Source organism: Deinococcus sp. AB2017081 (genome assembly GCF_034440735.1).
Classification (GTDB): domain Bacteria; phylum Deinococcota; class Deinococci; order Deinococcales; family Deinococcaceae; genus Deinococcus; species Deinococcus rufus.
Genome location: NZ_CP140098.1, coordinates 1802273 through 1828148, shown reverse-complemented (window position 1 = coordinate 1828148; position 25876 = coordinate 1802273). Strand labels below are relative to the sequence as shown.

The following is a 25876-nucleotide window of genomic DNA, read 5'->3' as shown; positions in this document are numbered from 1 at the left end:
AGGTACCGGCCTACCATAAGGTCACGGCTTCATCAGGGGATTATCTGTCACACATTCCAGGACACCACAGCGTCCCAGGTTTCCGGACACCACTGGGAATGTGCCGTGCCCATGCGCCTGACGCCGACCTCGCCACCTGCTCACGGAGTTCATCTGCCATGCTCTGGATTCGTCCTCGTGACCAGACGGCACGCACCCCGGGCCGTCAGATGACGTCGGCCAGCCAGTCGAGGTTGAAGAACACCCGCGCGATCAGGGGTTCCAGATCGGCCAGCACCTGGCCGGGCAGGGTGCGCCCCCAGTGGCCCAGGAGCAGGGGACGGTGATCGCTCCGGGGCTGCAGGCGGGGATTGACGAGGACGGATGCGCCGTAGTGCGCCGCCGCGTGTGCCTTCAGATCGTCGAGGGCCTGGGGATCGACCTCATGTCCGGCCGGGACGTGCAGCAGCACCAGGGGAGCCAGGGGCGTTTCGCTCATAACAGAATTCTATCTCTGAAGTTATGGATCTGTCACGTCCGGTGGCCCGCGCGGCACCGACACGTGCCACCCCCCGGCCCGCACATCATCTTCACCGAGCCCCTATCCACTGTGCAGTGGGCGGCTCTAGCCTCAGACCCTGCTTCGCACCGTCACTGCGGCCCACCACTCACATTCACAGGGGACACCATGACCGATCACCGCGCCATCCGGCCCGCCCGCACTGCCCTGCTTGCCCTGCTGACCGCTGGTCTGCTGGGCAGCTGCGGCGGTTCCGGATCGACAACCCCAGGCGGGCCCGCCGCCCCCACAGGCCTGACCGCGACCCCCGCGTCGGCCACCAGCGTCACCGTGACGTGGACGCCGGTGGCCGACGCGACCGGGTACACGCTGGAGCGGCGCACCGGCACATCGCCCTACGTCCCCGTGACCCTGCCCAGCCCCACGGCCACCACCGTCACGGACACCGGCCTGGGGGCCAGCACCACCTACACGTACCACGTGAGCGCCACGACCGCCGCCGGCACCAGCCCGTACAGCGCCGATGTGGCCGTCACGACGGCGGCGGCCGATCCCACCGCGCCGACCATCGACGGTGTGACCGTCGTGAACGGCATCGTGGGCACGCCAGAACAGGTCACGGTCAGCGGCACGGCCACCGCCCGCAGCGGCACCATCCAGGGCGTCACGGTGGACTGGGGAGACGCGGGCAGCACGTCCAGCGCGGGCACCTCCAGCGCCTTCACGGCGACCCACACCTACTCGACCAGCGGCACGGACACGGTCACCATCACCGCGACCGACAGTGCTGGCCGAATGGTCACCGATGCCCGCCGTCTCCAGGTCACCCACTTCGGCACGAATTCGCAGGCGCACGTGGTCTTCGACGGACAGAGTACGCCCCGCGAGCTGAGTGGCAAGCGCCGCACCGGCGTCTACACCGGCAGCGGCTGCTTCACCCCGGTAACCGACCGGTACGGCGTGGCGAACCAGGCCGAACGGTTCAACACGGCCAGCGCCTGCACGGTGGGTGTGGCGGGCGGGGCCGATACCCTGGCCATCCCGCTGCCGGAAGACTTCACCGTGGATCTGTGGATCAACCCGAATGCCGCCCGGGCCGGCCAGGGCGGGTGGCTGACCGGGCAGGAGGGCGGCGCGTTCAGCCTGACCCTGGGCACCGACGGCCGGGTCAGTGCGACCCTGGCCGCGCCCGGCGGCGGCACCCCCCTGCGTGCAACCGATCCCGCCGCCACGCCCTCCAATGTCTGGACCCAGTACGTGGCACGGATCGAGATCGCGGGGACGCCGGCCCAGACCACGCTGCAGCTGTACCGCAAGGACAACGCCACCGACCGGGCCACCCCCGCCCGGCGCGTCGCCGAGGCCACGGCAGCCGGCGCCTATGTCCTGAGCACCAGCCGCCCGTGGACGGTCGCCGAGGCCCAGGGCGGCACGACCTCGGGTGCCGGTGACCGGCCCTTTGCCGGGGATGTGGACGACCTGCGCGTGTACGACCGGGCGCTGGAACCGTACGAGATCGCGGCGCTGTCCACCCTCGACCGCTACCCGAAACCCTGACCAGATCCGGGTAGTCAGAGCGTGATCGCCGCTGCGATGAGTCCCGCCCTGAGCGTCTGTTCATGAGCACGCCGCTCCCTGTCGAGGATGCGCACCTGCGCCAAAAGGGTGTTCATCCCGGTGCTACGGTGGCGACACCCATGAACGAGTTGCTGACGGCGCTGAGCGCGCTTCTGCCCTCCAGCATCCGCCGGGAGCAGCAGGGCAGTGTGAATGTCTACAGCGTCTACACCGCCGGTGCGTGGATTCCCGTGTATCAGGCGGGCCCGTCCACCGGCTGGTGGCTGCACGGCGAACGTCACCTGGAATACGGCCTGCGTGAGGAGGCCGAGCGGCGTGGCTGGGCCTGGCAGCTGGCGTCTGCAGACCACCATGCCCGCGCCCAGGTGAGCGACCGGCAGTACACGTGCTCCGAGAAGGGACGTCCGCCCGTCTACAACTTGGCCGCTGCCCTGCTGGGGCTGCTGGAGCAGCACGCGTGACCCGGGCCTGCGCCACACGCCGGCCGCCGGGGGGGGTCATGCCCCCGACCACGCGGACGACGGGAATTACACAGCTCTGACAGGCCCCCTGGCTTTAAGCTTCCTTCACCTCGAAACAGGCAGCACCGGGAGGATTCCAGTATGGGCAGACATGCGACAACATTAAGTTCCAGCACCGGCACGGTGGCCCGAGCCCGGCTGCGGGGCGCCGCCCCACAGGTCTACCCCGGTCACGCGCAGCCGCACCAGCCGTCCTTCCCACTGTGGTTCTGGTTCCTGCTGCTCACGATCGCCATCGTGCTGTTCGTCGCCGCGTCCCTGTAACTGGCGCCGGCTGACCTCCCCCTCCGTCCCGGACAGGATGCCGGTGACCGGGCATGCCACCCGCCCACGCCCTCCTGTGGCTGGGGCGGCGCCCGTACCGGCGTGCGGCACCGCCGCTTTCCAGCTACTCCGCACGGGGCAGGCCAAAGCCGAAGGTCGCGCCCTCTGCGGATTGACCGGCGGCCCACACTCGGCCGCCGTGCCGGAGGATCACCCGCCGGACGGTTGCCAGTCCCACGCCGGTGCCCTCGAATACCGTGGTGCGGTGCAGCTGCTGGAACAGTCCGAACAGCCGCCCGGCGTGCTGAGGATTGAAACCCGCGCCATTGTCCTGCACCTCGATCCTCCACTCGGCGGCGGTCATGCGCGAGGTCACCCGGATGACCGCCACACGCCGACGACGGGAATACTTCAGCGCGTTCGACCGCAGGTTGGTCATCACCTGCTGCAGCAGGGCCCCGTCGCCGAGCACCGTTGGCAGCGCCCCGATCTCCCACTGCACGTCGCGGTGCTCACCGGGGTGAGCCGCTCCCGCGCCGCGGCAACCAGCGCCGAGACCTCCACCTCGCGCCGGATCAGGGGTTCCTGGGCCGTGCGGGCGAACTCCAGCAGGGCGTTCGTCATGGCGTCCATCTGGGCCGCCGCCCGCTCTACCTTCGCCGTGTCGCCCTGGGCCAGCCCCCGGCGCAGCACCGCCGCGTAGCCCGTGACATGCCGGATGGGGGCCCGCACCGCGTTCCGGAACCGGCGCGGCGCACCTCCTCGGTTCCGGGCAGGACGGAACCGACCACGCCGTCGGGGCCGTACAGCACCACGCCCTCCCGGTTCAGGATCAGCATCTCCACCGACCGGCCCCGGCCCGCCAGATCCAGGGCAGCGGCCTTGACGCCCTGCGCCCATTCCCAGCTCAGGCGTGCCCCCACCACGCCCCGCCGCCGGCCCGCCGCGTCGACCACCGGAGCACTGATGTCCACGAACCGCAGCGGTTCACCCGTGGCGGAACGCGGCAACATGGCCGACAGGAGCAGCGCGTGATGCACGTCGCCGACCGACGGCCCGGTGCGGCCCTGGCGGAAGCACGGCCGGCCCGCCACATCCGCGCCCTCCAGCAGGCCGCCGGTTACCGCACGCACGATGCTCGCAGCATCGGTCACACCCACCCACGCCAGTTCCGGGCTGTCGCGCTGTATGTGTCCCAGCAGACGCCGCTGCTGCGCCGGCGTGCCTCTGTGCAGTTCACCCAGCGAGCGCGCCAGCAGCACGTCGCGGTACCGCTCCTCCATGGTGCGGTCGAGTGAGTGGGCCGCCACCGCCGCCACCTCGGTCAGGGTCTGCTGCACCTGTGCCTCGTCCTGGGCGGTCTCGGCCGGGAGGATCACGGCCAGCAGCGTCACAGCCTCCAGCGCGGCCAGGCCAGCGAAGGTCAGGGCCAGCCGGTGTGCCAGCGTCGGTGCGACCCTGGCCCCGGGATCTGCACGTGGCGGCACGCCTGTCAGAGGAGCGGCCCCGCCCACCCGGCACGCCCGGAAACATCACACCGGCACGGTGCCGGCGACGATTCATGAAGGCAAGTTCCGCTGCGCGTGTCACCCATCAAGGGAGCCCACGGCGCCGGGCTCCGGCGTGTGCGCTCGGCACACCGGGTTCCGTTCCATACCGTGCTCCATCGTCCCCCTGCTGCGGCGTCCTGGCCCGGACACGTCCGCGCGCCCACCCGGACACGTCCACGCGCCCACCCGGACACGTCCGCGCCGCCTCATCCCGGCGGTGTGGCGGGCAGATCCTAGACCGGCACCCAGTGGCGGGATTCGGGCACCGGGGCGGGGACGGTCGGGTCACCGCTCACCACGACCCGGTTGCGTCCCTGTGCCTTGGCCATGTACAGCGCGTCGTCGGCCTGCTGCACGACCCACCCGACCGCGCCCTGACCCGTGATGGCCGCCCCCACACTGACGCTCACGCACACCGGCACGCACTGCAGCGCCTCGCGATGGACGCCCAGCCGCAGCCGCTCTGCCACCGCACGCACGTTCGCGTTCCCGACGCCGCGCAGGATCACGGCGAACTCCTCACCACCGTACCGGTACGCGCGGTCCCCCCGGCGCAGGGTCTCCCCCAGCCGCCGGGCCACCTCGTGCAGGGCGGCGTCGCCCAGGGCATGCCCGTGCGTGTCGTTGAACTCCTTGAAGTGGTCGACATCCACCATGAGCAGCGCGTCGTCCGCCTGCAGGTGGATGAGGTCGCGGTCGAACTGCCGGCGGTTGGCGATGCCGGTCAGCGGATCGAGCAGCGCTTCCCCCTGCAGGGTGTTCAGCAGGCGCAGCAGGGTGAGACGGGTACCCACGACGGCCTTCAGGACAGCGCAGCCCACCGCGCTGAAGAGCAGCACCGGCAGGTAGGCCTGCGCAAACAGGGCAGATCCCCCGGGGAGCAGCAGCAGCGGCATCCCGTTGGGCAGCAGGGTGATCACGCTGAGGAGCAGGCGGCCCGGCCACGGCGTGCGGACACCCTGCTTGACCTCCCACCGCCGCACGGCCAGCCCGACCAGCAGCATGCCGAGGGTGCTGATGACCATGACCGGGACGCCCGTGCCCCCCAGCAACGCGCGGAAGCCGACCGACGCGCCCGCCACCGCGATCCCGGCGACCGGGCCGCCGTTCAGGACGGCGAACACCAGCGGGACGGCGCGCAGATCGGCGATGATGCCAGGCGCGATCGTGGCCGGGAACTGCATGAGCAGAACGGCAGAGATGGCCAGGACGGCAACGCGCAGCGCGTACCAGCGGCCGCGCGTCTCGACCGGCCACGCACGGTAGGTGAACCCGAGCACGAAGCCGCACGCGACGACGACGCAGAGGTTGAGAAACAGCGTTTGGAGCAAGAGGCCTCCCGGGAAGTGAGTGCCCTGAGTGTGGTTCGCCCGACCTGACAGAGGTGTCACAGCATCGGGGCCCGCCCGGACTCCGGATGATCCCGGGGGTCAGAGGGCGCTGCAGCGTGCGCCCGGACACGGTTGCGGGTGGGCGGTGCTCAGGGACGCGCTGACGCGCGGGTGCCGCGCAGCCACGGATCCAGCGCCTCGGGCCGTTCGGGCCGGCCGGTCAGGTAGCCCTGCACGGTGCGGCAGCCCAGCGCCCGGAGGACTGCCAGCTGCGCCTCCGTCTCCACCCCCTCCACCACGGCGGAGAGCTTCAGGCCCCGGGCCAGGGCCAGCAGCGCGCTCAGCACATCCCAGGTCTCCGGCTGCGCGGTCACGCCCGCCAACACGCTCCGGTCCAGTTTCACTTCCTGCAGGGGCAGGGTCATCAGGGACACGACGGCCGACTGGCCCGCTCCAAAATCATCCAGCGACAGCAGGACGCCCAGCGCGTTCAGGCGGGCAAGCTGCTGGACGGCCAACACGGAATTCTGAACCGCAAGCCGCTCCGTCAACTCCAGCTTCAGCCGCTCGGGGGGCAGACCGTGCCGGCGCAGGGCGTCCCGCACGGTCTCCAGGAAGTCGGTGCGCATCAGCTGTGCCGAGGACACGTTCACCGCGATGGGCACGGTAAGGTTCCACTCCGCCGCCTGCCGGCACGCCTCGTCCAGCACCCACGCGCCCAGGGGCACGATCAATCCGGTGTCCTCCGCCACGGGAATGAATTCCCCTGGACTGACGACCCCCAGTTCGACATCCGTCCAGCGGGCCAGGGCTTCCAGGCCCACCAGCTGTCCGCTGAGCGCATCCACCTGGGGCTGGTACTGCAGGCTCAGGGTGTCGTCCAGGATCGCAGCGCGCAGCCGCGTTTCCAGGCGCAACCGCTCGTGGGCCGCGGCATTCATGGTGCTCGCGAAGAACCGCACGGCATTCTTGCCGTGTTTCTTGATCTCGAACATCGCCAGGTCCGCATGCTGGAGCAGGTCGTCCACGCCGTTGCCGTCCTGCGGGCACACGCTGATCCCGACGCTGCAGCTCACGGTGACGGACAGCCCGCTCACACTGATGGGGGCCAGGAACGTCTCCTGTATGCGGTGGGCCACACGCGCGGCGTGGTGGACGTTGTGCAGATCCGGGACGACGATCACGAACTCGTCGCCGCCCACCCGGGCGACCAGGTCGCTGGGCCGCATGACCCGGGTCAGCCGGGCGGCCACCTCCTTCAGCAGGGAGTCACCGACCGCGTGCCCGAGGGAGTCGTTGACGCGCTTGAAGTCGTCGATGTCCACGAACATCACCGCCAGATGATGGCCCGCCCGCTGGGCACGCGCCAGTTCCCGGCCGAGCCGATCCATCAGCATCACGCGGTTGGGCAGTCCGGTGAGGGCATCATGGTGGGCCTCGTGGGCCAGGCGGGCGTTCAGGGTCTGGAGCTGCGCCTCGGCGTGTTTGCGCTCACTGATGTCCCGGTCGATCCCGAGCACATACTCCCGCTCGCCCAGGGTGAACACGCTGGAACTGCTCTCGATGGGAAACACCGAACCGTCCCGGCGGCGGTGGCTCCCCTCCCCATGCGCGTCGTCACCCTGGGTGCGGATCCACTCGAGGAGCCGGCTGCCCTCCCTGGCCATCAGGTCATCCTCGTGCAGGAGATCCAGGGGGCAGCCGATGAGGTCGTCCCTGCGGTACCCGTTCATGCGGGCGAACGCGGCGTTGCAGTCCACAATCCGCCACGGAACGTCGGGGTCGTGCGGATCGATCAGGACGACCCCGTCGGCAGAGCGCTCGAACAGAGTCCGGAAGCGCTGTTCACTTTCCTCGCGCTCCAGGCGATTCTGGCGTTCCTGGGTCACGTCCAGGCCGGTGGCCACCACGAGATCGATCTCGCCGTCGGGGCCCAGCAGATGGGTGGTATCCCAGCTGATGTACCGCCGTTCGCCGAGGGTGTTCACCCAGTAGTTCCGGTACCGGCCGATCGGGCTGCTGGGCGTCATGGCCGCGTAGGCGGCGATGGCACGGGCCGCTTCAGGTGCGTCCAGCACGAGCGGCCACAGCACCTGCCCCAGGACATCGGCCTCGCGAAACCCGGTCAGGCGCTCGCACGCAGCGTTGAACCGCCGGATGCGCCCGGTTCGGTCGAGCACGACGATCAGGGCAGCCGTGAGATCGAAGGCGACGGCCGTGACGTCATGAGCGGCGTGCGGCTCCAGAGGCTCACTCCGTGAGAATCCCATGATGTTCCAGCCTAGGGCGCCGTTCCTGACAGGGGGATTACACACCGACCCCGTCCTGCACGGTGGCCCCCACAGACGGGCGCGTGACGGACACTCCACCGCGGTGGGATGGAGTCGGGTGCCGGATCCCGGCAGCGGGGCGGCGCCGCCCGCCTCTCCCACGCGCCACGCACACCCCCGGCGGGGGAGGAACTCACGTTAACGCCCGCAGGAGTCCACTGACGCGGAATGGATCTCCCCACGTCCCTCCTGCTGCTCGCCGTGCTCGTGTTCGGATTCGTGATCACATGGCGCCGCGTGCGCCGGGGCTGGCGCCGACCGGCCCTCCTGCCGCCGACCGTGGGGCCGGGCGGCCGAGTCCGGCCCAGAGCAGGCCACCGCCGCGCCCGCCCCACCCCCCGCGAGGTTCCGCTGCCTCCAGGACGCCCCCTGGCCAGCATCAGCGTGCCCCCGCCAGTCCTGGATTCCCTGCCCGTGCGCCTGCGGCAGTGCGTCCTGTCGGGAGACGAGCAGGCCTTCCTGACCGGGCTCGAGCAGAGCCTGGGCACCGGCTACCGGGTCTTCCGGAACGTCCGGCTGGACGACCTGTTTCTGGTGACCACCCACCGTCCCCGCTACGGCCAGGTCACGTCCGGACAGCTGCAGGCGCAGCGGGTGGACTACGTGGTCGTGGTGCTTCCGGCGGGCACCCCCGTGCTGGCCATCGACGCGAGCGCGGCGCCGGGTTCTCCGAGCGACGCCGTGCTGACGGCCGCGTGCGCGAGTGCCGGGCTGCGGCTGATCCAGGCCGTGCCGGGGCAGGCGTGGACACCCGACCGTATCCACGCGGCGCTGGCATCCCACCCCCACCGCCCCTCCGCGGGGTGAGGGCAGTCCAGGCCGGCCAGGGAAAGCACCGGACGCCACCGGCGGTGTCAGTGGACAGGGCCGCGAGCGCCGCGCGGTCGTCGACGAACCGCAGACGTCGAGGACGCAGTCGGTCGGCACGCGCCCCTCGGCCGGGAAGCATGCCGGCATCCGGTGCCAGCCTCCCTGGCTTGGCACCGTGGCCGTCGGAAGCGAGGCCCAGCGCACCGGGGAACGGACATACAACAAGAAACCGCGCTACACAGCGCGGTTTTCTGTGGTGGAGGCTTGGGGATTCGAACCCCAGACCCTCCGCTTGCAAAGCGGATGCTCTCCCGCTGAGCTAAGCCCCCTCAGCGCCGCGCACTGTAGCAGGTGCGCGGCCCGGTGACAAGGCTTAGGCGAGGTGGCGCAGTCGGTGGATACGCACGGCCGCTAGCATGACGGCATGTTCCGTCGCCGCCCGCCCCTCCCCGACTTCCCGCCCGGTGGCCTGCTCGTGGGCGGCGCGGCGCGGGACTGGCTGCGCGGCCGGGACGCGAAGGATTTCGACTGGGCCGTGGCCGCCCCCGAGCACGCGGCGCGGCAGCGGGCCGATGCCCTGGGCGGGGCGGTCTTCCCCCTGGACACCGAACGGGGCTACTGGCGCGTCGTTGCCCCGGACGGCATCCAGCACGACTTCGTACCGCTGCCGCCCGACGTGGACACCGATCTGCAGCGACGGGACTTCACGGTGAATGCCCTGGCCCTGACGGCCACAGGGACGGTGATCGATCCGACCGGGGGCCAGCGTGACCTGCGGGGCCGGCGGCTGCGGATGGTCTCGGCGGCGAACCTGCGGGCCGATCCGCTGCGGGCATGGCGGGCGGCGCGCTTCGAGGTCACGCTGGGCTTCCGCATGGACGCGGCGACGGAGGCGGCCGTACAGCAGGTCGCCCATGACCTCGCAGCCGGGACGCTGCCGGCTCCGGCGTGGGAACGGGTACGGGACGAGATGCAGAGCCTGCTGGGGCACCCGGACGCGGCGCGGGGCGTGCTGCGCCTGGAGGCGCTGGGCCTGCTGGCCCTGACCGTGCCGGAGCTGCGCGAGGGCCTGGGCCTCACCCAGGGCGGATTCCACCACCTCGATGTCTTCCACCACGGCATCGAGGCGCTGCACCAGCTGCTGGCGCGGCAGCCGGAGGCGCCGCTGCCCCTGCGCTGGGCCACGCTGCTGCACGACGTGGGCAAGCCCCGCACGCTGGCCCGCGACCCGGACACCGGGCGGACGTCGTTCCACGGCCATGACAAGGTCGGCGCGGCCCTGACCGCCCAGATCCTGACCCGCCTGAAACTGCCGCAGGGCGACGTGGCGCACGCCTCGGCGCTGGTGGGCGCGCATATGCTGCCGCTGCCGGCCGGCGAGCGCGAGGCAAAACGCTTCGTCCACCGCCGCCGGGCGCTGCTGCCCGATCTGCTGAGCGTCATGCTGGCCGACCGCGAGGCGGCGCGGGGGCCGAGCAGTTCACCCGCCTCCCGCCACGCCTATGCCCGCGCCATGAACCGCGTCCTGGAGGCGCTGGAGGAGCAGCCCACCGCGCCGGCCCCGCTGCTGGATGGGCAGGCGATCATGACGCTGCTGAATCTAAGTCCCGGCCCCCGTGTGGGCGAGGCGGTGCGGGCCCTGGCCGAAGCCCGCGCCCTGGGCGAGGTGGCGACCCCGGACGACGCGCGAACTTTCCTGCACAACTGGGCGGGCCGGTCAGGCCACTGAAAGCGTGTTCAGGCTATGCTGGCGCGCAATGACGCCCACGCCCGCCCAGCCCCAGGACGCCCGCCCCATCACACCCGCATGGGTGCAGGACGCCGTGTTCTACCAGATCTTTCCCGACCGTTTCGCCCGCAGTGGCCGGGTCACGGGCCTGAACCTCCAGCCGTGGGGAGATGCGCCGCATTTCCACCGGTACATGGGCGGCGACCTGTGGGGAGTGATCGAGAAGCTCGACCACATCGCCAGCCTGGGCGTGACCGCCATCTATTTCTGTCCGGTGTTCCAGTCGGCCAGCAACCACCGCTACCACACCCACGACTATTACAACGTCGATCCCATGCTCGGCGGCAACGACGCCCTGCGGGCCCTGATCGACGCGGCGCACGCACGGGGCCTGAAGGTCGTGCTGGACGGCGTGTTCAACCATGCCAGCCGGGGCTTCTTCCAGTTCAACGACCTGCTGGAACAGGGCGAGGCGAGCGCGTACCGCGACTGGTTCCACGTGGACGGCTGGCCCCTGATCGCCTACGACGATTCGCGCCCCGCGAACTACGCGGCATGGTGGGGCAACCGCGCCCTGCCGAAGTTCAACACCAACAATCCGGCGGTGCGCGACTTCCTGTGGGACGTGGCCGAGTACTGGATGCGCCAGGGCATCGACGGGTGGCGGCTGGACGTGCCCAACGAGATCGACGACGACAGCTTCTGGCAGGAGTTCCGGCGGCGCGTCAAGGCGATCAACCCCGAGGCGTACATCGTCGGAGAGATCTGGGGCGACGCGCACCGCTGGCTGGCGGGCGACCAGTTCGACGCCGTCATGAACTACCACTTCACGCGGCCGTGTCTGGCGTTCTTCGGGGCCCACACGCTGGATCACCCCATGAACGAGCGCAGCGGCACCGGGCGCGTGGACGCCATGGACGCCGCCGCCTTCGCCCACCGCATGGCCGAGGTCAGCGCCATGTACCACCCGGACATCGTGCGGGCCCAGCTGAACCTGCTCGACTCGCACGACACGGCGCGGTACCTCACGGCGGTCGGTGGCGACCACACGGCGTACCGGCTGGCCCTGACCTTCCTGATGACCTACGTGGGTGCCCCGTGCATCTACTACGGCGACGAGATCGGTCTGCCCGGCGGCCCCGATCCCGACTGCCGGCGCGCCTTCCCGTGGGATGAGGCCTCGTGGAATCAGGACACCCTGGCCCTGACCCGCGCCCTGACAGCGGCCCGCCACGCCACGCCCGCCCTGCGCAGCGGCGACTTCCGCGTGCTGCACGCACAGAGCGAGACGCTGGTGTATGCCCGCGAGAATGGAGACAGCCAGGCCGTGATCGCCATGAATGCCGGCCACCAGCACGCCGATCTGCCCCTGCCCGGCGTGACCAAGGCCCACTACCGCGACGCCCTGACCGGCGAGGTCTTCGAGCTGTGCCCGTGCCAGACCGTGCCGGTGGAGGCCCGGAGCGCCCGCGTGCTGATTCCGGAGTGACCGCCCGGCCCCTGTCCCCCCGCGTGCCCGCTGACCGTCCGGTTCGCGCCGTCCTGGTCGGCTGTGGCGGCATGAGCGCCGCGTGGCTGCGGGCTGCCGCGACCGTGCCCGGGCTGGAGGTGGTCGGCCTGGTCGATCTGAACGAGGGCGCGGCCCTGGCCCGGCAGAGCGAATTTGAGTTGCTGCACGCACAGACCGGAACGGATCTGGACGCAGTACTGGCCGCCACCCGGCCGGATCTGGTCTTCGACTGCACCATTCCGGACGCGCACCATGCCACCGCCCTGACCGCCTTCTCCCACGGAGTGGGCGTCCTGGGCGAGAAGCCCCTGGCCGACACGCTGGAGCGGGCACAGGACATGGTGCAGGCCGGGCAGCACGCCGGGCTGTTCCACGCCGTCATCCAGAACCGGCGCTACGACCCGAACATCCGGCGGGTACGGGCCTTCGTGGAGGGGGGCCGCATGGGCGCCGTGACCGGCGTGCACGCCGACTTCTTCCTCGGGCCGCACTTCGGGGGCTTCCGGGACACCATGGAGCACGTGCTCCTGCTCGACATGGCGATCCACACCTTCGACGCTGCCCGGCTGATCTGTGGCCAGGATCCCGTGAGCGTGACGTGCCACGAGTGGAACCCGGCGGGCTCGTGGTACGCGCACGGAGCCAACGCCGTGGCGACCTTCGAGATGACCGGCGGCGTGGTGTTCACGTACCGGGGCTCGTGGTGCGCCGAGGGCTTCCCCACGACCTGGGAATCCGACTGGCGGATCACCGGCACACGCGGCACGGTGCGCTGGGACGGTGGCGACCACCCACGGGCGGCGGTGGTCACGGGCACCGGCGGCTTCTTCTCAGAGTTCGAGGAGATGGAACTGCCCCCGCTTGCCCCAGATGCCCGCACCGGCGGCCACGAGGGCCTGATCCGAGACGCGGTGCGGGTGCTGCGCGAGGGCGGCACGGCGGAGACCGTCGCCAGCGACAACATCAAGAGCCTTGCCATGGTGCTCGCCGCCATAGAGAGCGCCGAGAGCGGGCAGAAAGTCAGCGTGACGTGGTAGGACATCCCTGAACGCAGGAGCGGGATGGAAGGCACGTGCCCTCCATCCCGCTTCCCTGACCGGGGATCAGTCTTCGCGGTAGGTCTTCTCGATGGGCATGCCCACGGCGTTGCCCCACTCCGTCCACGAGCCGTCGTAGTTGCGCACCTTGGGGTAGCCCAGCAGTTCGCGCAGCACAAACCACGTATGCGAACTGCGCTCCGCGATGCGGCAGTACGCGATGACGTCCTTGTCGGCCGTGACACCCTCGCCCCCGTACAGGGCGCTCAGTTCGTCGGCCGACTTGAAGGTGCCGTCCTCGTTGGTGGCCTTCGCCCAGGGAATGCTGCGTGCGCCGGGAATGTGGCCGCCGCGCAGCACGCCTTCCTGCGGGTAGGTGGGCATGTGCGTGACCTTGCCGCTGAACTCGTCGGGGCTGCGGACATCGACCAGGGCACCGCTGCCGGCGCTGACGCTCTGGAGGTGGGCCTTGACCTCGTCGCGGTAGGCCCGCAGGCTGTCGTCGCGGCGCAGGGCGGGGTAGGTCGTGGCGGTCACGCTGGGCGCGTCAGTGGTCGTGGGGCGGCCCTCGGCGATCCACTTCTGGCGGCCACCGTTCATCAGCTTCAGCGGGTTCTTCACGCCGCTGTACGACAGGAACCAGTACGCGTAGCTGGCCCACCAGTTGCTCTTGTCGCCGTACAGGACGATGGTGTCGGTCTCCTTGATCCCCAGCTTGCCGAGCAGCGCACTGACCTCGTCCGGGCCGATGAAGTCGCGCTCGACGGGGTGCCAGAAGTCCTGCTGCCAGTCGACCTTCACGGCGCCCGGCGCGTGGCCGGTGTCGTACAGCAGGATGTCCTCGTCGACCTCGATCAGGCGGATGCCGTCCGTGTTCAGGTTCTGTTCGACCCAGTCGGTGTTCACGAGCACGTCTTTCGCGTAGTCCATGGTGATTCTTCCTCCTTGGGAATGCTGCTGGTTACCTGCTGCCGCTCCGGATTCTACCCGCATGGAGAAGTAATTGACAAAACTGCTCAACTGGACAGGTGGCACCTTCCCCGCGTGGCGCGGCGGGTACAGTGGCGCCATGACCGACGCCAGCACCCCCGCCCTGCCGGACAAACTCCAGAGCATCGTGAGCCTGTTCAAGAGTGCGCCCAAGCCCCTGCGGCTCCAGGCCCTGCTGGAATACAGCAAGAAACTTCCCGCCCTGCCCGAGAAGTACGTGGAGCACCCGGAATTCATGCAGCCGGTGCCCGAGTGCACCAGCCCCTTCTTCCTGGTCACCGAGCAGGACGGCGGCGGCGTGAAGCTGCACTTCAAGGTGCCCGAGGAAGCGCCCACCGTGCGCGGCTACGCGGGCATCCTCCACGAGGCGCTGGACGGCGAGAGCCCCGAGACGATCCTGAACGTCCCGGACGACTTCTACCTGAACATGGGCCTGACCGAACTGATCACGCCGATGCGCCTGCGCGGCATGGGCGCGATCCTCAAGCGCCTCAAGAGCGACGTCCGGGAGCACGCGGCCGGCTAAAGGGCGCAGAGGGCTGATAGCTCTGGGGCACGTCACCGTACAGAAGTGGTGACGTGCCCTTCTGCCGTCACAGGACAAACGGGCGACGCCGGTTCCTTGACGGGCACGGCGAGCGTCCAGTCCTTCCCGCCGTATTCAGCGTCAATAACGCTCATGAATCTCCCCATCACGAAAGAAGTGCCGTCCAGCGGGGGCAGGAGCACCGGCACGGGTATCTGGCCCAGGGCACGGACGGCGGCCTCGCAGGGGGTCAGGACGCCAGCCGCTCGGGCCTGGTGCTCCAGGGTGTCCGGCGAGGGGCCATCCAGCACGGCAACAGCGTTGCCGATGTATCCGCCGTAGAGCAGCAGCCACAGAACCGACAGGTGGAGGGGAAGGCCCAGTGCCAGCGCGCCCCATCCAACCGGGGTCAGGCGCGTGGGCGTGCGGCCCAGCTGCCCTCCCCTATTCGACGGTGCTGGTCTGGCGGGGGGGCGGCCCACTGCGGTGCGCGTCCATCAGGGCGGCGAGTGCCCGGCCCCGGTGGCTGATCGCGCGTTTCTCGGCCACCGTCATCTCGGCCAGGGTGCGGGTGTCGCCGTCGGGGACGAACAGGGGGTCGTAGCCGAAGCCGTTCTCGCCGCGTGGGCCTTCGAGCAGGGTGCCGTGCAGCTCGCCCCGGTAGGTCTCCAGATGGCCGTCGGGATACGCGAGGATCACGACCGACACGAATTTCGCGCGGCGGTTGGTCTCACGGCGCAGGCGCTCAAGGATCAGCACGTTGCGCTCCACGTCGCTGCCCACGCCCCCGTAGCGGGCGGAATACACGCCGGGCTCGCCGCCCAGGGCCTCGACCTCCAGGCCGCTGTCGTCGGCCAGGGCGGGCAGCCGGGTCACGAGGGCCGCCGCGCAGGCCTTCAGTGCGGCGTTGTCCTCGTAGGTCGCGCCGGTCTCCGGGGGCAGGGGCACGTCCCCCAGGCTCTGGAGCGTCCAGTTCAGGCCGCCCAGCGCCTCCTCGATCTCGCGGATCTTTCCGGCGTTTCCGGTCGCCACGACCACCGTCATGCCCGCTGCTGCGTCACTCGTCACGCGCCCAGTGTAGGGCCTGAGGTCGCCGTCAGTATGCGGAGGCCAGCGCACGCACGAATTCGTCCTGCACGGCCCTGAGGGTGAGGATCGGTGAGCTGGGAGGGCCATTCATGATGACCGCGAAGGCCAGGGTATGGCCGCTGTGGCCGGTGACGTACCCCGCCAGGGCACTCACGCCGGGCAGGGTGCCGGTCTTGGCCCGCACGTCCAGGCCGCTGCCGCGCAGGCGCAGGGCCAGGGTGCCGCCGCGCCCGTCGTGCCGGGGCACAGTCTCGCCGGTGCCAGCCTGCGGGAGCAGCTCCGCGAAGGCGTTCCGGCGCGTCCGGTACACGTCGGCAGGCGGGGCAGCCGTGCCCGGCGCGGCATAGGGCACGTCATACAGGGTCTGCAGCAGCGTGGTCACAGCGCGGGGCGTCAGGCGGTTGCGGCGATCCAGACCGCTGCCGTCGTGCAGCGACACGCCGCTCAGATCGACGTGCATGCGGCGCAGGGTGGCCCGGAGGCGGGTCAGGGCGTCGGCGTGGCGTCCAGGGGCCGCCGGACGGCGGGCCAGGGTTGCCAGCAGTGCCTCGGCCAGCAGGTTATCGCTGGGGCGCAGGGTGGCGGCGAGCACCGCCGTGGGCGATCCAGACCGCACGCTGGCGATCCCCTGCTCGGGGCGTCGGGCCAGCGGCACCAGCGGCTCCGGGGGGCTGGAGGTGTCCCCGGCGCCATCCCCAGGGACAGCGACCGGAACGGAGGCCGAGGCTTCTACGGGGGCCGACTCCACCACCTCTGACCCGACACTCACCCCGGCGCGGCGGAGTTCCGCGATCAGGGCGCGGCCAAGGCGCTGGCGGGCCGACGCGGCATCCGTCGGCAGGTCGCCCTGCCACCTGGCCAGCGTCAGGGCGGGCATGGGCACCCCGAGCGGCCCGTCGGCCCACGCCTGACCCTCCAGGGTCTGATCCGCAAGTCGCACGCGGGCCACGCTGCGGAGGCCGTGGGCCCGCGCCTGGACTGCCAGCGCCCGCAGACTGTACGGGCCGTGCGTGGCCTCCAGGGTGGGATCGCCGCTGCCGCGCAGGGTCAGGGTGGTCACGCGGGCCTGACCGACCTGGGCGGCGGGCACGGTGAGTTCGGTGCTCCACCAGCCCCCGGCCCCGCCCCGGTCGGTCAGGACACCGGCCGCCGTCACGACCTTCATGAGGCTGGCGGGAATCAGCGCCGTATCGGGATCGAGTTCGTCGAGCACGTGTCCGGTCGTCAGGTCGATCACGTGCAGGCCGGTGCGGATATCTGGCGGCAGCCCGCGCAAAGCGGCACGGACGGCCGGATCAGGAGCAGCGGCGCGGTGCAGGGTCAGGGCGACCGGATCGGCCTGCCGCGCCGGGGCCGAGGCCACAGGCCCCGGCAGCATCGACAGGGCCGCCAGGGCGGCGGAGCGCAGGAGAACGGAAGCCGTCACATCACCGAGTCGCTTTCACGCAGCAGCAGCGGTGCCTGGAATGCCGCCGGCAGCCACTCGCGCTGCTCATGGATGGCCTGTGGGGGGCACGAGCGCAGGCAGCCCATGCAGCCCGTGCACGCCGACAGGTTCAGCAGCAGCCGCACGCCGCCGTCGGGTTGCAGGTCGCGGGTGATCGCCTCGGTGGGGCACACGTTGGCGCACACCGGGCAGTCGATGCAGGTGTCATCCACGATGGGCGCGGGCCATGGCACGGCCGCCGTCTCGGGCGGGGCGGGTTTCAGGGCGAGCCGTCGCCACCGCCATTCCTGCGGGGTGCGGTCTTCCGGCACGCTCCAGTCCAGGAACGGCAGCGGCGACTCGGGCAGCGCGTGGGCCAGGCCCTGTTTGCCCACGCGCAGCAGCGCCGTGAAGGCCCCGCGCCGCGACACGCGCACGGCCCGCTCGGCGTCGGCGGGGGTGGCGGGCCGCACGGTCACCTGCGCGGGCTGGCCGGTGGGAGCCCGCAGCGTCTGCGCCTGCGCGACCACATCCAACAGGCGTTCAGGCACGACCGGCGAGCCGACCGGGCACGTGGCGCACTCGCCGTGGATCAGCTGCAGCGGCGTGCCCCACGCGCCAGACGCCGCGACCAGGGCCGGGGTCACGCGGCCCAGACACAGAACCGACGGGCCGCCCGCCCCGCTGCGCGAACACGTCAGGCTGGCCCCCTCGTCGCCGGCACTCTTCTGGTCATGAACGCTCTGAAGCGGAGCTTCCAGGCTGTATTCCAGCGCCCCGGTCGGGCACGCCTGCACGCACAGGCCGCAGCCGGTGCAGCGGTCGGGGTCGATGCTGATGGAATTCCCGAGCATGCCCAGCTGCACGGCCTCGTGCGGACACGCGCTGTGGCAGGCGTCGCAGCCGCCCACCGCCTGCCGCTCCAGCAGACAGCGGGGCGCCGTGTAGCGGGGGACAGGGGTGCCGGATTCATCCAGGCGGGTGAGCACGCCTTGCAGCATGGGCAGAGTCTACCTGCCGACCGGCCCACGCGGCGGTCGCGGCCCGCCACTGGGTCCGGGCGGCCCGTCCGGGCGCACCTTCAGGGTCTCGCGGTCAAGGCGCAGCACCGCCACGACCACCCCGCCGGACAGCAGCGGCACCCGGTAGTCGCCGGGCGTGACCTGCACCGCACCCGACAGAATCAGCGCCGCGATCCGGGTGTTCAGCTGGGCGGACTGGGCCGGGGTCAGAGCTGTGGTCGGCAGCGGCACCGGGCGCACCGGCCCGCCGGGCAGCGCCGCCAGGGTGCCGTCCGGCCGCACCGCCAGCCGCGCCACTGCCTGCCCCCCCGAGAGCAGCGTCACGAAACGCTGTCCGCCGGGGGCCGCCCGCACCGGCCCGGCCCGCAGCGTCACCACCACCGCCCGCGCCGCCGTCAGCACCCGCTGCAGCTGCGCGAAGCCCACAGTCTCGGGAGCCGGGGGCGCGGGCGGCCCTGGGCGGGGATGGGCATCGGCCGCGCCAGTCAGCAGCACACCGGGCAGCAGGACACCCGCCAGCACCATCCGGCGCAGCGCCCTGCCAAGCCGGACACGGCGGTCAGACATGACCTGACGATACCGGCCGGCGCTGACGATCCGCTGAATGGGAGGACAGCCGTGCTTCGTGCGCCTACGATCCCGCCGGAGCGGCCACGTCGCGCCCCAGCGGCGTCGGGGCCTCGGCGTGGGTCTGCGCGTCGTGAATCCGGCCGTCGTGCCCGCTCAGGAACGATCCGTCGTAGCCCCGCCGCCACGCCATGAGTTCCGCCAAGATGCTCATGGCGACTTCCTCGGGGGCCTCGGCACCCAGCCGCAGCCCGATGGGCGAGCGCAGGCGGGCGAGCTGTTCCGGCGTGAAGGTCTCGCCCTCCGCCTCCAGCGCGGCCAGCAGGTCGCGGGCGCGGCTGCGCGGGCCGAGCACCCCCACATACGGCGCCCCCGATCGCAGCGCGTGGGCCAGACACACCCGGTCGCGGTCGAGGTGATGGTTCATGATGACCAGATGCGCCCGGCCGGCCGGCGTGAACGTCGCCAGATCCTCCGGGGCCAGGTCGTGCAGGGTCGCGCCGGGAAAACGGCCGGGCGTCAGGTACGCGTCACGGGGGTCGATGACGTGGACGTCGTAGCCCAGCGCGTGCGCCTGGGTGGCGAGCGGGATGGCGTCGTGGCCTGCGCCGTACAGCACGAGCTGCGGCGGGGGTGTGCTCACGTCGATGAACACCGGCGTGCCGTCCGGGGCACGCAGGGTGACGGCGCGGGGTTCGAGCTGTGTCAGCCGTTCCAGCGCCGCCTGCCGGGCAAACTCGCGGATATGGGGAGGGAGGTCGCCCACCATGCTCCCGTCCGGACGCAGCAGCAGCTGGCCGTGACCGTCCAGCGGCACGACCAGCGCGGCCAGCTCGCCGGCCTCCAGCGCGGCCAGCCACGCGGCGGTGGCCGGATCGCCGCTGTTCACGCGCTCCACCCGCACGTCCACGCTGCCGCCGCAGCCGATCCCCAGGCCCCACGTGGCGTCCTCCGAGAGGTCGTAGTGCGTGACGGTCGGCACGCCCGTGCGGATGACCTCCAGCGCGACCTCGACGACCTCGGCCTCCAGGCAGCCGCCCGAGAGCATGCACACCTGCGCGCCGTCGTCCAAGACCAGCATGCGGGTGCCCTCGCGGCGGTACGCGCTGCCGTGCACGCCGACCACGGTGGCGATCGCCGCACCCTGCCCACGGCTCAGGGCGGCGGTCAGGGCGAGCAGCAGCGCACGGGTCTCGGCAGCGTTCATGGTGGCGTCACTGTAGCGCCGGGCCGGTTGGAGGAAGGTCGAGTGCCTCACGGCCACGCCCATTCCTAAACGCCCCCTCACCGGGTTCAGGGCACTGGAGCGCATACTGGGGCATGCTCGACAGCATCCTGAACACGGTCAGACGCGGCGCGGAGCGCGTCCAGCGGCGCGGCGAGGAAGTGGCGCACGTCGCCCGCCTGCGCGTGGAGGTCTTCCAGCTGGGCCGCGAACTCGACGGTCTGTATGCCCGGCTGGGCCGCTCCTACCACGCCGGGGCCGAGGTCGAGGTGCTCCAGGGCATCCGCGACTACATCGGCCGGATCGAGGACGAGATCCGGGCCCGCGAGCGCCTGATCGAGGAGCTGGGCGACCTCCCGGACGACGAGGTCAGCGCCGCGCCCGGCCGCGTGACCCCGCCCACCACGACCGCCGCGCCGACCGGCACCGTCGCCCACAGCGCGGCACCCTACACCCCACCGGAGGTGGCTCCCATGCCCCACGACGACACCAAGACCACAGCCAGCACCACGCCCGATCCCACTGTACAGCACAGCGACGAGCTGCTTGAACCCGGCAAGGACACCGCCAGCATGGGCAACGAGGCGGGCCGCGATCCCCAGCGCCGCGAGAACACCGTCGGACAGGCCGACGCGATGAAGGGCCACAACGACCCGCTGGACAAATAGTGCCGTGACGGACGCCGCCCGCTCATGTCGAGTCGGGCGGCGTCCGTCTGCCGGTGGGATCGACCGGGCTCAGCCGTCCCGGCGGAAGTCCGGGGCACGCTTCTCCTTGAAGGCACTCACGCCCTCGGCATGCTCCCAGTGGTCGCCCGCGAGCTGCTGGAGTTCGGCCTCCGTGTCCAGCGCGGCGTCCAGCGAGCTGGTCATGGCCGCGTTCAGCGCCTGCTTGGTGAGCTTCAGGGCGTTCGCGGGCCGGGCGGCGAGGCGCTCGGCGTAGGCCTGGACATCGGCCAGGAAGGTCTCGTCCGGGTAGACCTGTTCGCACAGGCCCAGGCGCAGGGCCTCGGTGGCGCTCACGGTGTCGGCCAGCGCCATAAGCTCGAAGGCGCGGCTGTAGCCGACCAGACGCGGCAGGAACCACGTGCTGCCCGAATCCGGAACCAGGGCGATGTTCGAGAAGACCTCGATCAGGCGCGCCCCCTGGGCCCACAGCCGCAGGTCGCCCGCCAGCGCGAGACTCGCCCCGGCCCCGGCGGCCACGCCGTTCACGGCGGTGATGACCGGCTTGCCCAGCCCACGCATGGTGCGGATCAGCGGGTTGTAGGTGGCGTTCAGGTGCTCGGTGAAGCTCATGTCGCGCCCCGACACGCCGCCCAGATCCTGCCCGGCACAGAAGCCGCGCCCGGCCCCGGTGATCACGACCACGCGCACGGCGTCGTCGGCATCGGCCGCCTTCAGGGCGTCCGTCAGGGCGTACAGCAGCTCGTCGTTCGCGGCGTTCAGGCGATCCGGGCGGTTCAGGGTCAGGGTGCGGACACCGTTCACGGTCTCCACCAGCAGGACGTCACTCGGGGTCATGCCGCCCAGCGTAGCGCCACGGGCAGCGCTGCTACACTCCGCGCGTGGCGACCCCCTCCCCCGCTCCCATCCTGGCGCTGGACGTCAGCAAGTCCCGGATCGGCTTCGCGGTCAGCGCGGGCTCGCTGGCCTTCGGACGCGGCAGCGTGGATCGGCGGCGGCTGCCCATCGACCTCAAGGCCATCCGCCTGAAGGTGCGTGAAACCGGCGCGGGCACGCTGCTGCTGGGGCTGCCGCTGCGGACGGACGGGGCACCCAGTCCGGCGGCCGACCGGGCCCGCGCCTTCGGGCGCATCCTGACCGACCAGGGCTACACGGTCGAGTTCCAGGACGAGCGCTTCACCACCCGCCGGGCCCGCGAGCTGGGCGCGACCGACCTGGACGAGGCGGCGGCCGTGCAGATCCTGGAGCTGTACCTCCAGCGCCTCGCCGCGCAGGCTCCAGCCGAGGCAGAGGCCGACGATGAAGCGTGATGCAGCCCGGCCCACGTGGCTGATCTCCGTTCTGAGACACCTGTCCCGGCTGCGTGCCAGCCTTCCAGGCTCCCGACTGCTGGGACACGTCGATGCCGGCCCTGCCGTGGTTCAGTGACAGGCCAGCCTCGACGCGGCCGGGCGGGGCAACACCGACTCCGATTCCGCGAGGTGATGCCGGAACGAACTGGCCAGCTGGTCTGCGCTTGATTCGTGCCACAGATCGGCGCACGCTGGGGCATGTTGCGCGAACTGAACGACTGGCTGCTGCGCCGCGCCGACCGCCGGCTGGAGATCACGTATCCACGCCGGAACGGACGCGAGGGTGGCGAGGGGAGCGCCGGTGTTCCGGTGCCGGTGGGGCCGCGACCCCGGCAGGGTGGGGCCCAGGCCCGGCCACCGGAGCCGGTGAAGCGTTGAGACTGCCCAACCACTGACACCCTTCCCCACCGCAGTCCGTCGCCTATACTCGCCGCACAGACAGCGTCGAAGTGCCGTCGGCCCGGATGTGGGCCGCCCGGCCCTGTCTCTGTCCGGAGGTCAATGGTATGGATCACGTCGGAATGATGGGCAGCATGATGGATGTCCAGCTCACGGTGCCGTTCATCCTGGAACGTGCCCGCACCCTGTATCGCCACCGCGAGATCGTGAGCCTGCTGGTGGCCGGTCGCGACGAGAAGGGCAATCCCGTTCCCAGGCAGCACCGCACGACCTACGGCGACGTGGCCGAGCGTGCCCTGAGGCTCGGCGGCGGTCTGACCGGCCTGGGCCTCCGGCGCGGCGACCGCGTGGCGACCCTGGCCGTCAATTCCTTCCGGCATCTGGAGGCCTACCTGGGCGTTCCCAGCGCCGGGCTGGTGCTGCACACCGTCAATATCCGCCTGCACCCGGAGCAGGTCGCGTGGATCCTGAACCACGCCGAGGATCGCGTGCTGATCATCGAGAACGTGTTCGCCGCGATGATCCCCGCCCTGAAGGCCGCGTGCCCCGCGCTGGAGCACATCATCGTCATGGGGCCGACCCCACAGCCGATTCCGGGGGTGCTGGACTACGACGCCTTCGTGGAGGGCAGCGAGCCGGCCGCACCGCTGACCGACCTGCAGGAGAACGAGGCGGCGGCCATGTGCTACACCAGCGGCACGACCGGGAATCCCAAGGGCGTGGTGTACTCGCACCGCTCGACGGTGCTGCACTCGCTGGCGTGTGCTCCCAAGGACTGCCTGAACGTGGGCGAGGCCGACACGGTGCTGCCGATCGTGCCGATGTTCCACGTGAACGCGTGGGGCCTGCCCTACACCTGCGCGATGTACGGGGCCCAGCAGGTGTACGCCGGGGTCTTCAGTGACGGCCCGAACCTGGCCCGCCTGCTGCAGGACGAGCGCGTGACGATCACGGCGGGCGTCCCGACGATCTGGATGGGCCTGCTGGGTGAACTCGACCGCGCGAAGTCGGCTGGAACGCCCTACGACCTGCACGCCCTGACCAGCCTGATCGTGGGCGGCAGCGCCGCGCCCGAGAGCCTGATCCGCGCCTTCGAGGAGCGCCACGGCCTGCACCTCCTGCACGCGTGGGGCATGACCGAGACGCACCCGCTGGGCACGGCGAGTTCGGTGCCCGCCGGCGTCGATCCGACCAGCGACGAGGGCTACGCGCTGCGGGCCAAGCAGGGCCGCACCGTGCCCCTGATCGAACTGGAACTCATCGACGACGACGGGAACGTCCTGCCGCACGACGGCAAGACCATGGGCCGCCTGCTCACGCGCGGGCCGTGGGTCGCGAGCAGCTACTTCAAGGGCGAGGGGCAGGCCAACTTCTTCCGGCTGGGCGGCAAGGAGTGGTTCGACACGGGCGACATCGCCACGCTGGACGAACGCGGCTACATGCACATCCAGGATCGCAGCAAGGATCTGATCAAGTCCGGCGGCGAGTGGATCGGCTCGGTGGATCTGGAGAACGCCATCATGGCGCATCCGGCGGTCGCGCAATGCGCCGTGATCGCCATGGACGATCCCCGCTGGGACGAGCGGCCCCTGGCGGTCGTCGTGCCGCGCCCCGGCCAGACGGTCACGCACGAGGAACTGATGACCTTCATCGCGCCGAAGTTCGCCAAGTGGTGGCTGCCCGACGCCACCGTGCTGACCGACAGCATTCCGATCGGAGCTACCGGGAAATTCCTGAAACGCGAACTGCGCGAGGAATACCGCGGCTACGGCCAGCAGACCTTCCCCCAGCGCGACGACGCCTGACGCGGGTTCAGGCCGGAGTCTGCGCCGACTCGGGCGACGAGGCTGATGCCTCGCCGCCCAGCGGAAGGGTCACGAAGAACGACGCGCCCACGCCGGGGCGGCCCTCGGCACGGACATGCCCGCCATGCGCGATCACGATCCGCCACACGTCGGCCAGCCCCAGGCCCAGGCCCTCGAAGCGCGTGACGGTGGGCAGGCGGGTGAACGCGCCGAACAGCCGGGTGCTGTCCCGGGGATCGAAGCCCACCCCGTTGTCGCGCACCTCGATCTCGGTGCCGCCCGGCACGGGGCGGGCCATGACCTGCACCTGGGGACAGTGCTGAGCACCCGTGAACTTCACGGCGTTGTGCAGCAGGTTTCCGAACACCACCCGCAGCGCGGCGGAATCGCCCCGCACCGTCGGCAGCGTCCCCACCTCCAGGCTCACCGACGTCCCGGCGCTCACCTGGTCATCCCACGCGGACTGCACCGTGTCGGTGAGGTTCACGTCGGCCACTTCCAGCGGCACGGCATCCCGCGTGGCGTACGCCAGCAGGCCGTCGAGTACCTCGGCCATGCGCTCGGTCGATTCGACGATCACGTCGGTCGAGCGCGCCTGCTGCTCCGGCGGGAGCAGGCCCAGCATGGTCGCGTGGCCCAGGATGAGCTGCATGGGCGTCCGCAGGTAATGGCTCACGGACCTTGCAAAGGCCCGCAGTTCCTCGTTGGCCGTCTGGAGTTCGTGCGTGCGCTGCGCGACGCGGGTTTCCAGATGGGCGTGCAGCTCAGCGACCTCGGCGCGGGCATCACGCAGGGCGTCCCGCTGGATACGGGCCAGCGCCTGCGTGTGTTCGTGCTCCAGTTCCGCCAGCGCGACCTCGATCCGCTGCTGCTCCTGCCGCCGGTTCAGCGGTTCCTGGATGACGTGGTACTGCTCGCCGAGTTCGTACGCCGTCTGGTAATCCCCGAGTGCCGCGTGCGCCTGTGAACGGAGGCGCAGTGCACGAACCTGGAGCCGCTCCGGCGGGAGACCATTCACCTGCTGGTCGTAGAGTTGGGTGTAATGCAGGCTCAGCTGCGGGTCATGTGGAAGTTCGAGTTCAGCTAAGTTCAGCAGAGCATGAAGCGTGGCATGGCGCATCTCGGCACGGCGAAAACATTCAAGACCTGACAGCAGCAGTTCACGCGCCTCGGCCGTGCGCCCCTGGAGGCCATAGAGCGTTCCCAGGGTGTCACGTGCCGATCCAGAAATACGTAAACCACTATCGAGATGCAGACCATAGCGCAGGATCAGATTGATCGCATCGTCTCGTCGACCCAATCCAGCCAACGAATCTGCACGGTCAAGCAACATGTTCTTATCTCGCTCCAGAAGATACTCTAGCGACCGCTCATCAAGATAATCATCAATGACGCTTATTGCCCTCTCAAACTGCCCAAGAGCAGTATAGAGACAGGCGTACTGAGTTTGAATGGTAGTCATCGCCTGAGGCGTGTCTGCATAAGCCAGGGCCTCGTGCAAACACGTCAGGGCCCGAGGGTTATCTCCACTTTCAGCCAACAAACTTGATGAGTTGACAGCAATGATACACAGTTCATTGCGATCCTCGTGCCGCAGCGCGATCTGTCTCGCTCGTTCCAAAAGACTCAG

25 protein-coding genes and 1 tRNA gene are annotated in these 25876 nt (G+C 70.6%); 12 read left to right on the top strand and 14 right to left on the bottom strand.

What is annotated here, in order from left to right:
* Window positions 1–205: 205 nt before the first annotated feature.
* A complete protein-coding gene (locus U2P90_RS08875; RefSeq protein WP_295821296.1) occupies window positions 206–478 on the bottom strand; it encodes a hypothetical protein in 273 nt (90 codons plus the stop codon).
* Window positions 479–667: 189 nt separating this feature from the next.
* Here U2P90_RS08875 and U2P90_RS08870 point away from each other — a divergent pair, with 189 nt between their 5' ends.
* From U2P90_RS08870 to U2P90_RS08860, 3 genes are all read left to right on the top strand, one after another.
* Window positions 668–2056, top strand: a complete 1389-nt coding sequence (locus tag U2P90_RS08870; RefSeq protein ID WP_322474636.1) for a LamG-like jellyroll fold domain-containing protein — start codon at window positions 668–670, stop codon at window positions 2054–2056.
* A 140-nt stretch (window positions 2057–2196) separates the two neighbouring features.
* On the top strand, window positions 2197–2538 hold the full coding sequence (locus U2P90_RS08865; RefSeq protein ID WP_322474635.1) for a hypothetical protein: 342 nt from the start codon (window positions 2197–2199) through the stop codon (window positions 2536–2538).
* 141 nt (window positions 2539–2679) lie between these two features.
* The gene (locus U2P90_RS08860; protein ID WP_322474634.1) at window positions 2680–2862 is read left to right on the top strand and encodes a hypothetical protein; all 183 of its coding nucleotides are present in this window, start codon (window positions 2680–2682) and stop codon (window positions 2860–2862) included.
* 124 nt (window positions 2863–2986) lie between these two features.
* Here U2P90_RS08860 and U2P90_RS08855 read toward each other — a convergent pair whose 3' ends face one another.
* The 4 genes from U2P90_RS08855 to U2P90_RS08840 form a co-directional block, all read right to left on the bottom strand.
* Window positions 2987–3364 carry a sensor histidine kinase gene (locus U2P90_RS08855; protein ID WP_322474633.1) on the bottom strand — a complete coding sequence of 126 codons (378 nt, stop codon included), beginning with the start codon at window positions 3362–3364 and terminating at the stop codon, window positions 2987–2989.
* Window positions 3365–3512: 148 nt separating this feature from the next.
* Window positions 3513–4349, bottom strand: coding sequence for a cache domain-containing protein (locus U2P90_RS08850; RefSeq protein WP_322474632.1), 837 nt, complete (start codon window positions 4347–4349; stop codon window positions 3513–3515).
* 296 nt (window positions 4350–4645) lie between these two features.
* Window positions 4646–5743 (bottom strand): sensor domain-containing diguanylate cyclase, encoded by a 1098-nt coding sequence (locus U2P90_RS08845; RefSeq protein ID WP_322474631.1) that lies wholly within the window; start codon window positions 5741–5743, stop codon window positions 4646–4648.
* 149 nt (window positions 5744–5892) lie between these two features.
* Window positions 5893–8013, bottom strand: a complete 2121-nt coding sequence (locus U2P90_RS08840) for a putative bifunctional diguanylate cyclase/phosphodiesterase (protein ID WP_322474630.1) — start codon at window positions 8011–8013, stop codon at window positions 5893–5895.
* 228 nt (window positions 8014–8241) lie between these two features.
* Here U2P90_RS08840 and U2P90_RS08835 point away from each other — a divergent pair, with 228 nt between their 5' ends.
* Window positions 8242–8880, top strand: coding sequence for a DUF2726 domain-containing protein (locus U2P90_RS08835; RefSeq protein WP_322474629.1), 639 nt, complete (start codon window positions 8242–8244; stop codon window positions 8878–8880).
* A gap of 257 nt (window positions 8881–9137) precedes the next feature.
* Here the strand turns inward: U2P90_RS08835 and U2P90_RS08830 are convergent.
* Window positions 9138–9212: transfer RNA gene (locus tag U2P90_RS08830), tRNA-Ala, on the bottom strand.
* Window positions 9213–9307: 95 nt separating this feature from the next.
* Here U2P90_RS08830 and U2P90_RS08825 point away from each other — a divergent pair.
* From U2P90_RS08825 to U2P90_RS08815, 3 genes are read left to right on the top strand one after another with little or no spacing between them, the layout of a single operon-like run.
* Window positions 9308–10612: a CCA tRNA nucleotidyltransferase gene (locus U2P90_RS08825; protein WP_322474628.1), complete on the top strand. Its 1305-nt coding sequence runs from the start codon at window positions 9308–9310 to the stop codon at window positions 10610–10612.
* A 28-nt stretch (window positions 10613–10640) separates the two neighbouring features.
* A complete protein-coding gene (locus tag U2P90_RS08820) occupies window positions 10641–12101 on the top strand; it encodes a glycoside hydrolase family 13 protein (RefSeq protein ID WP_322474627.1) in 1461 nt (486 codons plus the stop codon).
* Window positions 12098–13159: a Gfo/Idh/MocA family protein gene (locus U2P90_RS08815; protein WP_322474626.1), complete on the top strand. Its 1062-nt coding sequence runs from the start codon at window positions 12098–12100 to the stop codon at window positions 13157–13159. The genes U2P90_RS08820 and U2P90_RS08815 overlap by 4 nt, the downstream gene beginning before the upstream one ends.
* Window positions 13160–13225: 66 nt before the next feature.
* Here the strand turns inward: U2P90_RS08815 and U2P90_RS08810 are convergent, their stop codons facing one another.
* Entirely contained in the window at window positions 13226–14089 is an 864-nt protein-coding gene (locus tag U2P90_RS08810; protein ID WP_322474625.1) for a sulfurtransferase, read from the bottom strand.
* A 139-nt stretch (window positions 14090–14228) separates the two neighbouring features.
* On the opposite strand from U2P90_RS08810, the gene U2P90_RS08805 reads away from it, so the two are divergent.
* Window positions 14229–14675 (top strand): SufE family protein, encoded by a 447-nt coding sequence (locus tag U2P90_RS08805; protein ID WP_322474681.1) that lies wholly within the window; start codon window positions 14229–14231, stop codon window positions 14673–14675.
* Between the two features lie 444 nt (window positions 14676–15119).
* Here U2P90_RS08805 and rdgB read toward each other — a convergent pair whose 3' ends face one another.
* From rdgB to U2P90_RS08780, 5 genes are all read right to left on the bottom strand, one after another.
* On the bottom strand, window positions 15120–15719 hold the full coding sequence (rdgB, locus tag U2P90_RS08800) for an RdgB/HAM1 family non-canonical purine NTP pyrophosphatase (protein WP_322474680.1): 600 nt from the start codon (window positions 15717–15719) through the stop codon (window positions 15120–15122).
* 52 nt (window positions 15720–15771) lie between these two features.
* Window positions 15772–17190, bottom strand: coding sequence for a D-alanyl-D-alanine carboxypeptidase (locus tag U2P90_RS08795; protein WP_322474624.1), 1419 nt, complete (start codon window positions 17188–17190; stop codon window positions 15772–15774).
* The gene (locus U2P90_RS08790) at window positions 17187–18191 is read right to left on the bottom strand and encodes a 4Fe-4S binding protein (protein ID WP_322474623.1); all 1005 of its coding nucleotides are present in this window, start codon (window positions 18189–18191) and stop codon (window positions 17187–17189) included. The genes U2P90_RS08795 and U2P90_RS08790 overlap by 4 nt, the downstream gene beginning before the upstream one ends.
* 9 nt (window positions 18192–18200) lie before the next feature.
* Window positions 18201–18779 (bottom strand): hypothetical protein, encoded by a 579-nt coding sequence (locus U2P90_RS08785; protein WP_322474622.1) that lies wholly within the window; start codon window positions 18777–18779, stop codon window positions 18201–18203.
* Window positions 18780–18843: 64 nt separating this feature from the next.
* Window positions 18844–19986 carry an XdhC family protein gene (locus U2P90_RS08780; RefSeq protein WP_322474621.1) on the bottom strand — a complete coding sequence of 381 codons (1143 nt, stop codon included), beginning with the start codon at window positions 19984–19986 and terminating at the stop codon, window positions 18844–18846.
* A gap of 113 nt (window positions 19987–20099) precedes the next feature.
* Between U2P90_RS08780 and U2P90_RS08775 the strand changes: the two genes are divergently transcribed.
* Complete coding sequence (locus tag U2P90_RS08775; RefSeq protein ID WP_322474620.1) at window positions 20100–20672, top strand: hypothetical protein; 573 nt, start codon at window positions 20100–20102, stop codon at window positions 20670–20672.
* Window positions 20673–20741: 69 nt separating this feature from the next.
* Here U2P90_RS08775 and U2P90_RS08770 read toward each other — a convergent pair whose 3' ends face one another.
* Window positions 20742–21527 carry an enoyl-CoA hydratase-related protein gene (locus U2P90_RS08770; RefSeq protein WP_322474619.1) on the bottom strand — a complete coding sequence of 262 codons (786 nt, stop codon included), beginning with the start codon at window positions 21525–21527 and terminating at the stop codon, window positions 20742–20744.
* Window positions 21528–21571: 44 nt separating this feature from the next.
* On the opposite strand from U2P90_RS08770, the gene U2P90_RS08765 reads away from it, so the two are divergent.
* From U2P90_RS08765 to U2P90_RS08755, 3 genes are all read left to right on the top strand, one after another.
* Window positions 21572–22000, top strand: a complete 429-nt coding sequence (locus U2P90_RS08765) for a RuvX/YqgF family protein (protein ID WP_322474618.1) — start codon at window positions 21572–21574, stop codon at window positions 21998–22000.
* A gap of 240 nt (window positions 22001–22240) precedes the next feature.
* Window positions 22241–22420 carry a hypothetical protein gene (locus U2P90_RS08760; RefSeq protein WP_322474617.1) on the top strand — a complete coding sequence of 60 codons (180 nt, stop codon included), beginning with the start codon at window positions 22241–22243 and terminating at the stop codon, window positions 22418–22420.
* A 143-nt stretch (window positions 22421–22563) separates the two neighbouring features.
* Window positions 22564–24246, top strand: a complete 1683-nt coding sequence (locus tag U2P90_RS08755; RefSeq protein WP_322474679.1) for a long-chain fatty acid--CoA ligase — start codon at window positions 22564–22566, stop codon at window positions 24244–24246.
* Between the two features lie 7 nt (window positions 24247–24253).
* Here the strand turns inward: U2P90_RS08755 and U2P90_RS08750 are convergent, their stop codons facing one another.
* On the bottom strand, window positions 24254–25579 hold the full coding sequence (locus U2P90_RS08750) for a sensor histidine kinase (RefSeq protein ID WP_322474616.1): 1326 nt from the start codon (window positions 25577–25579) through the stop codon (window positions 24254–24256).
* Between the last annotated feature and the right edge of the window lie 297 nt (window positions 25580–25876).